The organism is Marinovum sp. J2-8 (genome assembly GCF_055808435.1).
On record NZ_JBVVRZ010000003.1, the window covers coordinates 181,511 to 195,543 of the forward strand.

Genomic DNA, 14,033 nt, shown 5'->3' on the forward strand with positions numbered 1-14,033 from the left:
CTACGCCAGAATATGTTCCGCGGTGCGCATCGCCAGCCCGGCAATGGTCAGGGTCGGCGCATTCACCGGCATGGTGACATGCGCCGATGACCCCATGATATAAAGGTTCGGATGCTGGTGGGCCTGTTGCTGGGCATTCACCACCGAAGTCGCGGGATCAAGCCCCATGCGTGTTGTGCCGCCGATGATGGCATTGGACAGATAAACCTCGTTAGAGGTGATTTCGGTGGATCCCAGACGTTGCAGGATCTCGGTGTTCATTTTCTGGGAAATTGTCATGCCCGCACGGGTATATGCGTCGATGGAATAGGCGATGCGGGATTTCGGCAGTCCGGCGCTGTCTTTTTCATCCGACAGGGTCAGACGATTGTCCGGGTCGGGCAGGATCTCGGCCGAGGAATTCAGCCGTAGATGCCGCGACACAATCCGGTTCAATTCCTGCGCCAGAGATTGCCCGAGATACCCCTGCGCGATCAGATCCTTGGCCACATTTGTCCCATCGGAATTGCCGGAATGCCCGGAATTCATGAAGCTGGTGCCAATGGCCGCATGGGACGCGCGGAAATCACCATCGCGCAGCTCGATCAAACCGCTGGTCTGTTGCGGCCCGCGATAGGGGAACACCGGATCGCGGGTCACGCCTTTGGTGTCCTGATTGGCCTGGGTGATCAGGTAACGGCCCACCGCATCCGATCCGTTTGCCACGCCGTTCGGGGCGTTTTCCTGGGCTGACATCAGCAACAGCCGGGGATTTTCAATCGCATGACAGCACAGGGCATAGATATTGGCGGTGACGCGCGTTTGTGTGCCATCCGGGCGGCGCACATCGACGCCGCTGACCATGCCATCCGGCCCGACATGGATCATCGTCACCACCGCCTCGGTGATGATCTGCGCGCCGGCCGCTGCGGCCTTGTCGGCGATCACCGATCCGTCCAGCTTCGCCCCGATGGGGCAGATCGGCACACAGGTATTGTTGCCGCAACACGGCGGTCGGCTGTCGAATTGCACGGAATTGCGCGCATGGCTGAAAATACCGGAATGCAGGCCCATTTCGGCCAGGGCAATATCGACCCGGCTGTCCATATAGGTCGCCGGAATTGGCGGCATGGGATAGGGTTCCTTGCGCGGCGCGCCCCAGACATCGTCCATGCTGCCCGCAACGCCCCAGATCTTTTCGGCGCGCGCATAATAGGGTTCCAGATCCTCATAGGTCACCGGCCAGTCCTCGGCGACGCCATAGGTGGATTTCATTGCGAAATCAGCCGGGCGCAGGCGGTCGGCAAAGCCGGTCCAATGCCAGGTCGACCCGCCGTAGATCCGCAGATAAGCCCCGGCAAATTCCATCGGCCCGGCCTGGTCGTAAAACGTGGCATAGCCATTGTCCTCGGGATGTGGCGCCCAGGGGTTCGATGGATAAGGCGCCTGCGGGCCTTTGACCGGGTTATTGGTGAAAATCGACATCCAATCCTGGCGCGGTCGTTTTGGCCCGGCCTCCAGCACCGTGACCTGTCGCCCGGCATTGGCCAGTTCCAGCGCCAGATGTGATCCGGCCATACCGGCGCCAACCACCAGCACATCGACGTTTTCCGGCACTGGCATGGTCATCGCTGCGGCTCCACCCAATGGCCAAATGGCCCGCCACAAAGCCCCGGCGCGGTGGCAAAGGTCAGCGATTGCCAGCCAAGGCAATAATCGTAATATCGCACCTCGCCATCGACCTCGCCGGTGTAAAGGAAGGTCGCAATCCAGCGCAGTTGGTCGGCGGCACGGGTGCTGGCATCTGCGGCCATGTCATCCAGCACCGGACGACGCCGGGCCAAGGCCACCAGCGAAAACATCGCCTCAACCCCAAAGGCGCGGGCAAATTCAGTTTCACAGGCCGTGGCCAAGGCTTGTGGCATATAGTTGGTGCCGCCGACGGCGCGGATGATGTCGCGGAACACCGCCAGATCATCCGCAACCCCGAGCCGCGCCAAAGCGGGGGCCGGGGCCATTGCCATGGCCGCCCCAAGAATGCGGATCACATCGCGACGACCAAATTCCATCATCAGAATGTCCTCACCAGTGCCAGCCCACGGGACCGCTTGGACGAGGTATCGACGTCCAGCATTGCCTTGTAGAGCATGTCCATCGGAATCCAGGCGGGCGGATATTTGTAACCCGCCACATCCAGCACCAGCACAGAGTTGCTGGGCTGGTGATAAGCCGCGATGGGCGAGACATGGCCAGAACCGTTCTGGCCGACAATGCCGCGGTTGTAATTCAAGATCACCCGCACAGCCGGGTCTGACAGGCCTTCCATAATCGCATTGCGCATGTGTTCGATGCTGTTTTCATCGGCAAAGATGGTGCTGGGCCGCACGTCCAGATGGGTCAGGAACAGCCCGATCTGATCCAGGGTCAGCCCGTCGGTCACCACCCCTTCGAAGGTTTTGACCTGTTGGTTGTCTTCGTTGAAGATATTGTCCTGGGTGAAATAGGGATAGGGGTAACGCGCGGTGTCGATGGGCCGTTTCAGCGCGTCTTCAAAGGAATTCAGCACCGCCGCCATGGTGGCGATGGAACAGAATGTCAGGAACTTTTCGCTTTCGACATAGGGCGCGACACGGAAATAATCGCCGTTGAACCGGCTTTCGACGACCCGCGCGCTGCCCTCTTTGGTGGTCAGATAGACCAGTCGACCATCGGCGCCCTCGGCAGATGCCTTGATCAAATGGGAAATGGGCGCGGTCTGCACGATGGAGGCGTCGGTGCCAAAGAACGCCGCCAGCTGGTCGATCTGCGCCGCGCTCAGATCCTGTGCCACGGCCTGCATCACATCGGCGGTGCCGCCGCTGCGCTGGCCGGATTTATAGGCGTGCAAAGCATGGCGCAGATAGGTTTCGGATTGGCCATGAATGATCGGGACATGATCAATATGCGCCACACCATCCACCGAATGACAGGACAGGCAGGTCTGGGCATTCACGGTCTGAACCTCGGCCAGAACTGGCGCGGCGGCAACGGCAAAGGCGGCAAACGCGAGGCGCAGAATGCTCATGTGGTGATCCTTATGTTCATCATCATTCCGGCGTCTTCATGCGGCAGGATGTGGCAATGGGTGACGAAATCGCCATCGAAGTCCTCGAACCTTGTGCGGATGGTCAATGTTCCGGCGGCGGGCACCACGCATGTATCGTACCAGGGCCGGTCCGGCACCGGCACACCGTTGATGGCGACCACCTGAAACGGGTTGATATGAATGTGCATCGGGTGCGGATAGGCGGTGGTGTTGACGAAGGTCCATTCCTCGGCGGTGTTCAATTTCGGGTCCAGATGCCAAGTGTTCGGATCATAGGATTGCCCGTCAATGGTAAAGGCCAGGTCAAAGACCGCACGGGGATCGCGGACCTCGCCCAAAACCACTTTTCGGCTGCGGACAATCTCGGCATCGGTAATGTCGGGCGGTGTCGCGGCCGGGGCCGGCATCAGGTCCGAGGGCATGCCGCCCGCCTCGATCTGGACCTGGGCGATGATCCGTTCCTCCAGATCCACCAACCCATGGCGATAGGGTTGGCGCACCATGTCATGCAGGCCGGGCTGCGCCCCCTCAACCACTACATCGAACCGATTGCCGGGTGACAACAGAAGGCGGTCAACCTCCTTGGGGGCGGGCAGGGGGATGCCATCGCGACCAATCAGGATCGCACGCAGGCCCATGTCGGCAAAATTCAGCGGGCAGAATTGGAAATCATTGGCCAGCAATATGCGCCAGAATTGCCGCTCACCCTGACGCAGGCGAATGGTGGGCCGAAACTGACCGTTCAGGGTGAAAATACGTGGCGCTTGCAGCGACATGAATTGTTGCGGATCGTCAAACGCCGCCAGATCGCTGCCAATCACGGTCTGTATGATGACCTGCCGTTCGGGCAGGCCCGGCGGCACATAATCCTCCGGTTCAACCAGGATCAGCCCGGCCATGCCGGTGCCGATCTGGGCGGCAACAGAGCCATGCCAATGCGGATGATACCAGAAGGCACCAATCGGGTGATTGTCGGGGATCTGCACTTCATAGGTGAAGGCGGACCCCGGCTCGACCGTCAGGAATACATTGTCGCTGTTGCCCTTGGGGCTGACATGCATGCCGTGAAAATGCAGGTTGGTGGTGTTGAGGTCATGCGGCGCAACATGGGTGGTGCCGACCGGCCCGCAAATATCCCCCGGCCCGAAAGCCGGAAATGTGTCAAGCGCACGCAACGGCGGCGCATTGGGCGGCAGGGCGTTCTCCAGCGTGATTTCCATGCGGTCGCCCGGTTTCACCCGCAGGGTCGGTCCCGGCAATCCATCATTGTATCGGCGAAGCTTGCGGGGCTGTTCGTCCACCAATACCTCGGCCAGGGTGGGGCGCAGGGTGGTCTGCAACAGGCCGTTCTGGCTGTGGATTTGCGGCGGGTTGGCCAGATCGCCGACCCCGCCAAGCGCATGTTCCGCCAGCCCGTCCTTGGCCGACGCGCGCGATAATCCTGTGATCGTGGCCCCGCCAAGGGCCAGACCGCCAAGGCCAAATGCCATGATTTGTCTGCGATTATGCATGACGGGTCTCCCCTTATGGTGGTGTTTCTGGCACGAAACGGAAAAAAAAGCGACTATCGTCTGTATTGCTTGCCACCTTAAACAATTTAACTTGTGATATGGGTCACTTACGCGCTTGATGGTGTCAGTTCCAAGCGAAACAAGCGCCATCGAAAGGAGGCCACTTGCAAGTTGAAGATTGGCTTCGTGGTCATGGGCTTGAGAAATACGCCGCCTGGTTTCTGGAACACGACATCGGGCTTGATGTTCTGGGGACATTGACCGACGCCGACCTGCGCGAGATCGGCCTGCCGATGGGCGCCCGCAAACGTCTGCTGCGGGCGATTGGCCGAGAGCAATCAATCGCCCCAAGCCCGCAGGCCAAACACAATGCCACCCAATCCCCCGCGACGTCACACCCGGGCGGCAATCCCGCGAATGCCGCCGATGGCGAACGTCGTCAGATCACGGTGCTGTTCTGTGATCTGGTCGATTTCACCGGGCTTGCGACCGAAATGGATCCCGAAGATCTTGAGGTGCTGATGGCGCGGTTTGTCGACATCTGTCGGCAGACGGTGTTGCTGTGGGGCGGGCATCTGGGCAATTACCTTGGCGATGGTGTGCTGGTGTATTTCGGCTGGCCTCAGGCCTATGAGGACGCACCACAACGGGCGGCGCATGCCTCGCTTGAGCTGGTGCGGGCGGTGGGGAAATTGCGCGGCCCGTCCGGGCGACCGTTGCAGGTGCGGGTTGGCATGGCAACCGGGCTGGTCCTTGTCGGGCGCAAGCTGGATGCCGGCACCGGGCAACTTGAAACCGTCTTTGGGAAAACCCCCAATCTGGCCGCCCGGCTTGAGGCGCTGGCCAATCCCGGAGAGGTGCTGATTGATGCGGCCTCGGCGGAATTGCTGCCGAACCCGCAATTCCGGCGCAGCGATCTGGGCGCGCGTCAGGTCAAGGGATTTGCCCGTCCGGTGGGGGTTTGGCGGCTGGACACGGCACAGCGTCATGAAACCTCGGGCGCTTCGCCCGCGGCGCGGTTGGGCGGCGAGCCGATTGAAGGCCGCGATGGCCCCCTGTCCCGACTAGAGGATTGGTGGCGCGGTACGGCCGCGGGCGGCGGTCTGCGGTTGGTGGCATTGGTGGGCGAGGCGGGGATTGGCAAAAGCCACCTGGCCGCGCATTTCCTGCGCAATTGCAAGGCAGAGGGCGCCGGCGCGTTTGAATTGCAATGCTGGCCATATAACGACAATGCCACGCTTTATCCCTTTGTGGCGTGGTTGTACGAACGGGCGGGCATTTGCCCCGATGCCCCCTTGGACCAGCGTCGGGCGGCCTTTGTCGATTTGGCGCTGCGCGGCGGGGTATCCCCCTATCTTTATCTTCAGGGGCTGGGGGATCTTCTGGATCTGGCGCCACCGCCGAAAGGCCAGACCACCGATCAACGCCAAACCGCATGGTTTGCCGCAATCGTCGATGACATTCGGGCGCTTTGTGCCGGTGGTCCGGTGGTGATGGTGATCGAGGACATGCATTGGACTGATCCGCTGACCGATCAATTTCTGTTGGCGTTGGCTGGCTCCTGTCAGGATCTGCCTCTGATGATATTGGCCACGTCACGGCCTCAGACCCGCCCGGCCTGGCAATCGTCGGACACCAGCCGCACGTTGGAATTGTCGCGGATCGGGCGGTCGGCGGCGGCGCGGATGGTGGATCAATTGGCGGTCGGCAGGGTGCTGGCCGATGATATTCGGACCCAGATCGTCGAAGCCTCGGACGGGGTGCCGTTGTTCATTTCGGAACTGACCCGCGATCTTCTGGCGCGCAGCGGCAACACGGTCCAGCCCAATGGGGCATTGACCATTCCCGCCACGCTTCAGGGGGTGTTGTCGGCCCGTCTCGACAGTGCGGGGTCTGCCAAACCTCTCGCCCAGATCGCAAGCTGCATTGGCCGGGCTTTTGATACGGGGCTGCTGGCCCGCGTGCTGGGCGCGGCCCCGGCTGATCTGCGCCCCAGTCTGGCCAAGCTGGAGGAACTGGCGCTGATCGAGCCGGTGGACCTTGGCGACACGCGGTATCTTTTCCGCCACGCGCTGATTCAGGAGGCGGCCTATCAATCGCAGCCGAAATCGCTGCGTCGTCAGCGCCATGGGGCGATTGCCGATGTGTTGAACGACAATTCCGGCCATGATGTGCGGCAATTGGCCAACCATCTGACCGCAGCGGAACGTTTTGACGCCGCCATTGCCCGCTGGCAAGAGGCCGGCGACCGGGCCGTGCGCCGGTCCGCCCAAAGCGAAGCAATTGAGCTTTACAATCGCGGGCTTGATCTGGTGGGACATCTGCCAAAGGGGCGCGACACCGATCTGCGGCATCTGACGCTTTTATTGGCGCTCGGCCCGGCGGTGTCGTCGCACGATGGGTATGGCGCGGAACAGGTGGGGGCGGTCTATACCGAAGCGGCGGAACTGGCCGATCGTGTGGGCACCGCATTGGACCGGTTCAAGGTGCGCCGCGGCCTGTGGCTCTATTATCAGATGAGCGCGCAATACGTTGGTGCCGAAGAGGTGGCGCAACATATGCTGCAAAGGGTCGATGAAGACGGGTCTGACCCGGCCCTCGCACTCGAGGCGAACCGGGCCTTGGGGGCCACGGCCTTCATGCTGGGGAAACTGTCCTTGGCGCGCTGGCATCTTGGGCTGGCAATTGACGGCTATGCAAGCGGGGTCGGTTCCGGCAATACCGCGCTTTATGGCGATGATCCGGGGCTGGCCTGTATGGCGTATCTGTCATCGACACTTTGGTATCTGGGCGAACCGGATCAGGCCGGGTTCTGTGCCGATGAAATGCTGGAGATCGCCCGCCGGATCGGGCATCCGTTTTCCATGGCGCGGTCGCTGACCTTTGCGGCCTTTACCTTTCATCTGATGCGCGATTTTGACCGATTGTTGCCCATTGCCAAACAGGCCGCCCGCCATGCGGACCGCTATGAATTTCCATTTCATGCCGGGGTCGGGCGTATTCTCTGGGGGTGGTGTCTGTGCCAACAGGGCGCGCGGGCGCGCGGCTGGGAGATCATGAAACAGGGATATGCGCAATATACCGCCTCTGGCAGCCATATGTTGCAGCCGTTGTATTTCACCCTGATGGCCGGCATTGCCCGGGACCGTGGCAAACCGGACGAGGCCTGGGATTTTTCGCAAAAAGCGTTGGAGCGGCTGCGGTTGACGGGCGAAGGCCTGGTGCGGCCCGAAGTGTTGCGGGTTCAGGGGGAGTTGCTCGCGGAGCGTGGCGAGATCGCTCAGGCGCTTGCTATGTTCAATGAGGCCGCCACATTGGCGGATGCTCAGGGGGCGGTTTTTTGTGCGTTGCGCGCGCGGGTCTCTGCGGTGCGGGTCGACCCGACACAGGCGCCGGATCTGGCGGTGGCATTGGCGGGTTATCCGCCGACGATGGAAGTGCCCGATGTGCGCGATGCACGCGCGGCATTGGCGGCGGTTCATGAACAAGAACAGGACAGCACACATGGCGAACACCGCCACCCATGACATTTGGAATGGCCAATCAGGACGTGATTGGGCGGATAATCAGCGTGCCTTGGATATTTTCCTGCGTGACGCAATGGATCAATTGCTGGCCGACCTGCCGCTGACACCCGGCGCAAATGTGCTGGACATCGGCTGTGGTGCGGGCACGCTCAGCCTGCGCATGGCGGATCAGGTGGCAGAGACCGGCGCGGTCCTGGGGCTGGATGTGTCAGAGCCGCTGTTGCAATTGGCACGCAGGCGCAGCGTGGGGCGCGACAGCCCGAGCTTTCGCAAACTCGACATTCAGACCGATGATCTGGATCAGCCGGGGGCAAAGTCCGCGACAAGGTTCGATCTCTGTGCGTCGCAAATCGGCATGATGTTCTTTTCCGATCCGGTCCGGGCGTTGCGGCGCATTCGCGCGCATCTTTGCCCCGGTGCCGTGATTGCGTTCAATGGCTGGGGGCAGGACGACAACCCGTGGTTTTCCCTGCCGCTGAAGGTGGCGGAACGCCATCTTGGGCCGTTGCCCTCTGCACCGGCCAGCCCCGCCCCTAACAACGCCGCCCCGATCAGCCCCCCCCTGTCAGCGCCGCCCCGCCGCCGGGGCCCCTGGCTTTTGCGGATGTGACCTATGTTACAGGCTTATTGACCAAAGCGGGTTATGATGAGGTGACCGGCCAGCGCCGAACCATCGCCATCCGCCATCCACAGGGGCTTGCTGCGCTTATGCAATCGCTTTCATATGTCGGGCCGATCTCGACCCTTTACCGGTTGAAACAGCCGGACACCGCGCAGCGCGATGCGATCGCCGCGGAGATTCAGGCTGAATTCACCAGATATATCCTGCCCGATGGCAGTCTCGAAATGCCGGGGGCGATGATGTATTACAAAGCAATTGCGCCGTGATGGACAACATGATCCTGACACTGGTGTTGTTGGCCGGGTTGCAGGTCAAACATCTGCTGGCGGATTTCGTCCTGCAAACGCCGTTCATGCTGGCGGGAAAAGGCCGCTATGGCCATATTGGCGGGCTGTCCCATGCGGCGCTGCATGGGGTGTTGAGCTTGCCGATCCTGTTGCTGGCGGTTGTGGTCTTTGCCGGGCCGTCCCTTGGTCTGGTGCTGTTGATCGTGCTGGCCGAGGTGCTGGTGCATTATCATCTCGACTGGGCCAAGGAACGATGGGTGCGCCATCACGCGGTAACGGCGGCACAACCGGGGTTTTGGCGCGCCATCGGGATTGATCAGAGCCTGCATCAATTGACCTATCTGATGATGGTTGCGGCGATGCTGTCGGGGTCGGCGGATTGAACAGACCGGGATTTGGGGGCGCGATGGACGGGAACGGATCTGGATTCCTTGCCATCTAACGGGCGGGCGGCGCAAATCGGGCTATCAACTGGTGGCGGGGGGCGTTATGCCGATGGCATCTGTCCTCAAATCGTGAAAGTGCCATGTCAGACGAATTCTACCGCCTCAGCCTGTTGCCGCCTTATGTGATCGCCGAAACCAATGCGATGCGTGCAGCCGCAAGACGCGCGGGCGAAGATGTGATCGACCTTGGCATGGGCAACCCCGATCTGCCGCCGCCGCAACATGTGATCGACAAGCTGGTCGAAGTGGCGATGAAACCCGATGCGCATGGCTATTCCCAGTCCAAGGGCATTCCCGGCCTGCGCCGCGCACAGGCGAATTATTACGGCAATCGTTTCAACGTCGACCTTGACCCCGAGACCGAGGTCGTGGTGACCATGGGGTCAAAGGAAGGGCTGGCAAGTTTGGCCACGGCGATCACCGCGCCGGGCGATGTGGTGCTGGCCCCCGATCCGTCTTATCCGATCCACACCTTTGGTTTCATCATGGCTGGCGCGACGATCCACGCGGTGCCAACCACGCCGGATGAATTCTATTTCGAAAGCCTGGAAAAGGCGGTTGCCGATTGCCGCCCACGGCCCAAGGTTCTGGTGGTCAATTATCCGTCCAACCCGACCGCTGAAACCGTCGATCTGGCGTTTTACGAACGGCTTGTGGCCTTTGCCCGTGAAAACAACCTCTATGTGGTGTCCGATCTGGCCTATTCGGAACTTTACTACGATGGCAACCCGACCCGGTCGATCCTCGAAGTGCCGGGCGCCAAGGAAGTGGCGGTTGAGTTCACTTCGCTGTCAAAAAGCTATTCCATGGCTGGCTGGCGTATGGGGTTCGCGGTGGGCAATCCCCGGCTGATCGCGGCGATGACGCGGGTGAAATCCTACCTTGATTACGGTGCGTTCACCCCGATTCAGGCTGCCGCCTGTGCCGCGTTGAACGGCCCACAGGATATCGTGGCGCAGAACCGCGAACGCTATCAGAAGCGGCGTGATGTGCTGGTCGAGAGTTTTGCGCGGGCTGGCTGGGACATTCCGGCACCTGCGGCCTCCATGTTTGCCTGGGCGCCGTTGCCACCGGCGCTGGCGCATTTGGGCTCGCTTGAGTTTTCCAAGCAGCTCCTGACCCACGCCAAGGTCGCGGTGGCCGCCGGTGTCGGCTATGGCCCGCGCGGCGAAGGTTACGTGCGCATCGCCATGGTCGAAAACGAACAGCGCATCCGCCAGGCCGCGCGCAATGTGCGCCGGTATCTGCAATCGGTTGGGGTCAACACGCCGACACAGGGCGAATAATACGCAAAATTGCACTTGGTGGGGCAAGGCGGCTATGGCCGCTGTTGCCCTGCCGATCTGCGCAGTGACAACCCCACCGACACCACCGCCAATGCCATGAACAGCGCAGCAATCGGATGGGTGAACAGGAACCAGGCATCGCCGCCGGTGGCCGAAAATGCCTGACGCGCCGTATCTTCCAGCCGTCTGGCCAGCAAAAAGGCGATGACAAAGGGCAACGGCGACATGCCGACGCGGCGCATCAGATACCCCAAAACACCAAAGCCGATGGCAAAGCAGATTGCGATCATTCGCGGATCTTGCACATAGATCACCGTCAGGGTCAGCAACAACACCATCGGCATCAGGAATTCCTTGCGGGCGCGTGCCATTACCCCCGCCATCCGCATGAACACCCCGCCAATGGTCCAATTCATCAAATTGGCCAGCATCATCATGGTAAACAGACCAAAGGCGACCACAAGTTCCGGGTTGATCCGGTCGGGGGGGATGCGGAACACCGCTGGGCCGGGATTGAAGCCGCCGATGCTTTCGGTGGCCAGGATCAGAAAAACCGCAGCGGCATTGCCGGGAATACCCAAGGATAACACCGGGATCAGGTTCGCGCCCGACACTGCGCTGTTGGCGGCCTCGGTTGCGGCGATGCCCTCCGGGGCGCCTTTGCCAAAGGGCAGGCGGTCGGGGTGTTTGCGGGCATGACGGCGTGCGCCAGAGGTATGGCCAAGGGTCGCCGCCAGCGTTGACCCAATGCCCGGCAGCGCCCCCACGGCGGTGCCAATCACCGCTGACCGCGCAATATAGGGCGCGATACGGCGCAGATCTGCCCGGCTCAGCGCCGCGTGATCGGTGGGTTTTGGGGCCTTGGGTGCGTCCGGTCTGTGGCGATCGCGCCGCAGATCGTCCAGCGATTTGAACACCTCTCCCAGGATCAGTACCCCGAGAACCGCAGTGGTGACCGGAAACCCCCGCGCCAGCGACTGGGTGCCAAAGGACAGCCGGGGATAAAAATCCTCGCCCGTGCCGATATAGGCGGCCATCAGACCCAGCCCCATGGCAATCAATCCCTTGCCAACCGAGTTCCCGATCACCGACGCGACAAAGGCCAGCGACAGGATCAGCAATGCGGTTTTTTCCGGCAGGTCGAGATAGCCCTCGATCACCACCGCCAGAAACGGTGCACACAGGATCAGCACCACATCCGAAAAAGTGTCACCCGTGGCCGAGCTGACATGCGCGATTTTCAGCGCTTTGCGGGCCTGTCCGGCGCGGGTCATCGGGTGGCCGTCAAGCGTGGTCAGATAGGCATCCGGCGTGCCGGGGGTATTGAACAGGATTGCGGGCACCGCCCCGCCCAATGTCGCGCCCTTCATCACCCCGATCAGGAACCCCATGACCGGCAACAGCGCATCGGGGGTAAAGCCGAAGGCAGAAATCAAAAGCGGCAGGGCAATTGCCATGGCCATCGGCCCGGCCAGCCCCGGTGTTGCGCCGACAACAATCCCCAGAATGAAACCCGCCACCACCATCAGCACGGTGATCGACACCGAAAGACCAAAGAGATCAAAGGCCTCTGGTCCCTGAAACACCGCCAGAACACCAAGCCAGATGTAATCGGTCAGTCCCATCAGAGATCGCCATTTGGCGGCAACAGCAAACCGTCCAGCGGCAGATCGAACAACAGCGCCAGCGCCAGAGAGGTCGCCAGGGCAAGGGCCAGATGGCGCGGGCGCCAGCGGCCTTCGGCCCCTGCCATCAGGGCCGCGGCGATAAAGGTCCCGCCGGTCAGGTAACCGATGTATTTCCACGGGGCGGTGTCGCGCAGGCTGCGATAGTTGAGATCTGCCGCAACAAAGGGGTCAGCCAATGCCACCGCCAAGGGCCCGGCCCAGCGCATCAACACCAGCCCCAGACCACAGATCGCCAGAAAGCGCAGCAGAAACAGCAGGTGACTGCGCTGCAATCTGGCGGCGGGTTCCCCGGGTTTCGCTGCGAGGCTTTGCAGCAAGAGGACACATCCGCCCAAGCCGATAAAGCCGGCGGCCAGTGTCGGCGCCAGCGCATCGCCCAGGGTGATCCGGCGGCGCTGCACCTCTATCAACCCGGTGCCGCTGTCCATCGGTATCCAGATCAGCGCAATCACCGCCGCCAGGGCGGTACACCCCAGGCCAAGCCACAGTTGATCGGAAACAGCGCCGCGCCGGATCGGCGCGGGCTCTGATTTTGCGTCGTGCAGCGGACTACTCCGCTTCGACCGTGGCCAGCAATGCGCCCGCCGCATCATACCCTTCGGTCACCAGCGTCTGCGCCGCATCACCGGCAATCACCGTGGCACCGCCAAAGGCGGCGGTGATCATGGCGTTGGATTTGTAACCTTCTGTGGAAACGACATCGGAAATAGCCTCCGCCAGCGCATCGCGGGTCGCGGTTGGCATGTCCTTGGGGCCGATGAACAGGAAATAGCCATCGGCGTTAAACGGCACGCCAAGGTCGGCAAACACCGGCGCGTCCGGCGTCTGGATCAGCGGGGTCGACAGCGCCGAGGCCAGATTGACCATTTCGCCGGCGTCGACCGCCTTGCCCTGAATGCCGGCCATGAATCCCAGATCCATATCGCCCGCGATCACACCATTCATTACTTCCCGACCGCCGCGCACCGACACGATATTGAACTCGACACCCTGTGCCTCACTAACAAGATAGGCAAGGTCGGCAAGTTTCGGGGACATCACCCCAAACCGCAGCGTTTCGCCGGATTTGGCCGCGGCAATCACGTCGGCAAAGCTGGTCCAGCCCTTGGTGCTTGGGGCAACGACGGCCATCTGGAAGCTGGATGTGGTGGTAATGGCGGTGAAATCATCGGGGGTCATCCCGGCATCCGCCACACGCATGTTGTAGCCAAGCGTTTCCGTCACAACCATGCCAATGGCCGTGCCATCCGCCGGCATGTCGTGCAAAGCCTTGGCCAGATTCAACCCGCCTTTGCCGGTGACCTGCTGCGGGATCAATTCCCAGCCCAGCTTGGCCTCCAGATCCTCGGCAATCAATCGCGCCTGGGTGTCGGCACCGCCCCCCGCAGCAAAGGCGATCATCAATTTGACTGGACCAGAGGGTGACCAATCCGAAGCATGGACCGACGTTGTCAACGCTGCGACGAAACCGGTTGCGGCCAGAGCTTTGATAAACCAAGTCACGAGATATTCCTTTTCTGCGTTCTTGTGTGATGCAAAAATTTGTTGATGCATCAACGGCGTCGGTGTTCTATTTTAACATTTGCGGACCGTAGGCGTTAT

The 14,033-nt window shown here is 61.5% G+C and carries 12 protein-coding genes; 5 read left to right on the forward strand and 7 right to left on the reverse strand.

All coding sequences use genetic code 11. The features are described from left to right. Genes AC0L4F_RS10285 through AC0L4F_RS10300 form a run of 4 tightly spaced genes read right to left on the reverse strand, consistent with a single transcriptional unit; the run spans position 1 to position 4,575 of the window. The gene (locus AC0L4F_RS10285; RefSeq protein ID WP_244688045.1) at positions 1-1,608 is read right to left on the reverse strand and encodes an FAD-dependent oxidoreductase; all 1,608 of its coding nucleotides are present in this window, start codon (positions 1,606-1,608) and stop codon (positions 1-3) included. Next, positions 1,605-2,051, reverse strand: coding sequence for a hypothetical protein (locus AC0L4F_RS10290; protein WP_244688047.1), 447 nt, complete (start codon positions 2,049-2,051; stop codon positions 1,605-1,607). The genes AC0L4F_RS10285 and AC0L4F_RS10290 overlap by 4 nt, the downstream gene beginning before the upstream one ends. Further along, positions 2,051-3,043, reverse strand: coding sequence for a phytochelatin synthase family protein (locus tag AC0L4F_RS10295; protein ID WP_244688049.1), 993 nt, complete (start codon positions 3,041-3,043; stop codon positions 2,051-2,053). Before AC0L4F_RS10295 ends, AC0L4F_RS10290 begins: the two co-directional genes overlap by 1 nt. Then, a complete protein-coding gene (locus tag AC0L4F_RS10300) occupies positions 3,040-4,575 on the reverse strand; it encodes a multicopper oxidase family protein (protein WP_244688051.1) in 1,536 nt (511 codons plus the stop codon). The genes AC0L4F_RS10295 and AC0L4F_RS10300 overlap by 4 nt, the downstream gene beginning before the upstream one ends. A gap of 164 nt (positions 4,576-4,739) precedes the next feature. Between AC0L4F_RS10300 and AC0L4F_RS10305 the strand changes: the two genes are divergently transcribed. The 5 genes from AC0L4F_RS10305 (at position 4,740) to AC0L4F_RS10325 (ending at position 10,743) form a co-directional block, all read left to right on the forward strand. Beyond that, positions 4,740-8,102: an adenylate/guanylate cyclase domain-containing protein gene (locus AC0L4F_RS10305; RefSeq protein ID WP_244688053.1), complete on the forward strand. Its 3,363-nt coding sequence runs from the start codon at positions 4,740-4,742 to the stop codon at positions 8,100-8,102. Beyond that, positions 8,080-8,712, forward strand: coding sequence for a class I SAM-dependent methyltransferase (locus tag AC0L4F_RS10310; protein ID WP_244688056.1), 633 nt, complete (start codon positions 8,080-8,082; stop codon positions 8,710-8,712). The genes AC0L4F_RS10305 and AC0L4F_RS10310 overlap by 23 nt, the downstream gene beginning before the upstream one ends. Further along, positions 8,709-8,990 carry a hypothetical protein gene (locus AC0L4F_RS10315; protein WP_244688058.1) on the forward strand — a complete coding sequence of 94 codons (282 nt, stop codon included), beginning with the start codon at positions 8,709-8,711 and terminating at the stop codon, positions 8,988-8,990. The genes AC0L4F_RS10310 and AC0L4F_RS10315 overlap by 4 nt, the downstream gene beginning before the upstream one ends. 8 nt (positions 8,991-8,998) lie before the next feature. Continuing rightward, a complete protein-coding gene (locus AC0L4F_RS10320; RefSeq protein WP_244688060.1) occupies positions 8,999-9,394 on the forward strand; it encodes a DUF3307 domain-containing protein in 396 nt (131 codons plus the stop codon). A 143-nt stretch (positions 9,395-9,537) separates the two neighbouring features. Further along, positions 9,538-10,743, forward strand: coding sequence for an LL-diaminopimelate aminotransferase (locus AC0L4F_RS10325; protein ID WP_244688062.1), 1,206 nt, complete (start codon positions 9,538-9,540; stop codon positions 10,741-10,743). A gap of 32 nt (positions 10,744-10,775) precedes the next feature. On the opposite strand, the gene AC0L4F_RS10330 is transcribed toward AC0L4F_RS10325, so the two are convergent. Genes AC0L4F_RS10330 through AC0L4F_RS10340 form a run of 3 tightly spaced genes read right to left on the reverse strand, consistent with a single transcriptional unit; the run spans position 10,776 to position 13,934 of the window. Then, positions 10,776-12,368, reverse strand: coding sequence for a tripartite tricarboxylate transporter permease (locus tag AC0L4F_RS10330; protein ID WP_244688064.1), 1,593 nt, complete (start codon positions 12,366-12,368; stop codon positions 10,776-10,778). Then, positions 12,368-13,021 (reverse strand): hypothetical protein, encoded by a 654-nt coding sequence (locus tag AC0L4F_RS10335; protein ID WP_244688067.1) that lies wholly within the window; start codon positions 13,019-13,021, stop codon positions 12,368-12,370. Before AC0L4F_RS10335 ends, AC0L4F_RS10330 begins: the two co-directional genes overlap by 1 nt. Beyond that, positions 12,981-13,934: a Bug family tripartite tricarboxylate transporter substrate binding protein gene (locus AC0L4F_RS10340; RefSeq protein WP_244688069.1), complete on the reverse strand. Its 954-nt coding sequence runs from the start codon at positions 13,932-13,934 to the stop codon at positions 12,981-12,983. Before AC0L4F_RS10340 ends, AC0L4F_RS10335 begins: the two co-directional genes overlap by 41 nt. Between the last annotated feature and the right edge of the window lie 99 nt (positions 13,935-14,033).

What these genes read in the sequence shown, in the direction of transcription:
- AC0L4F_RS10320 (WP_244688060.1), top strand. Translation starts at nt 8,999, where the DNA reads ATGATCCTGACACTGGTGTTGTTGGCCGGGTTGCAGGTCAAACATCTG.
- AC0L4F_RS10290 (WP_244688047.1), bottom strand. Translation starts at nt 2,051, where the DNA reads ATGATGGAATTTGGTCGTCGCGATGTGATCCGCATTCTTGGGGCGGCC.
- AC0L4F_RS10300 (WP_244688051.1), bottom strand. Translation starts at nt 4,575, where the DNA reads ATGCATAATCGCAGACAAATCATGGCATTTGGCCTTGGCGGTCTGGCC.
- AC0L4F_RS10285 (WP_244688045.1), bottom strand. Translation starts at nt 1,608, where the DNA reads ATGACCATGCCAGTGCCGGAAAACGTCGATGTGCTGGTGGTTGGCGCC.
- AC0L4F_RS10310 (WP_244688056.1), top strand. Translation starts at nt 8,080, where the DNA reads ATGGCGAACACCGCCACCCATGACATTTGGAATGGCCAATCAGGACGT.
- AC0L4F_RS10330 (WP_244688064.1), bottom strand. Translation starts at nt 12,368, where the DNA reads ATGGGACTGACCGATTACATCTGGCTTGGTGTTCTGGCGGTGTTTCAG.
- AC0L4F_RS10335 (WP_244688067.1), bottom strand. Translation starts at nt 13,021, where the DNA reads ATGCGGCGGGCGCATTGCTGGCCACGGTCGAAGCGGAGTAGTCCGCTG.
- AC0L4F_RS10295 (WP_244688049.1), bottom strand. Translation starts at nt 3,043, where the DNA reads ATGAGCATTCTGCGCCTCGCGTTTGCCGCCTTTGCCGTTGCCGCCGCG.
- AC0L4F_RS10325 (WP_244688062.1), top strand. Translation starts at nt 9,538, where the DNA reads ATGTCAGACGAATTCTACCGCCTCAGCCTGTTGCCGCCTTATGTGATC.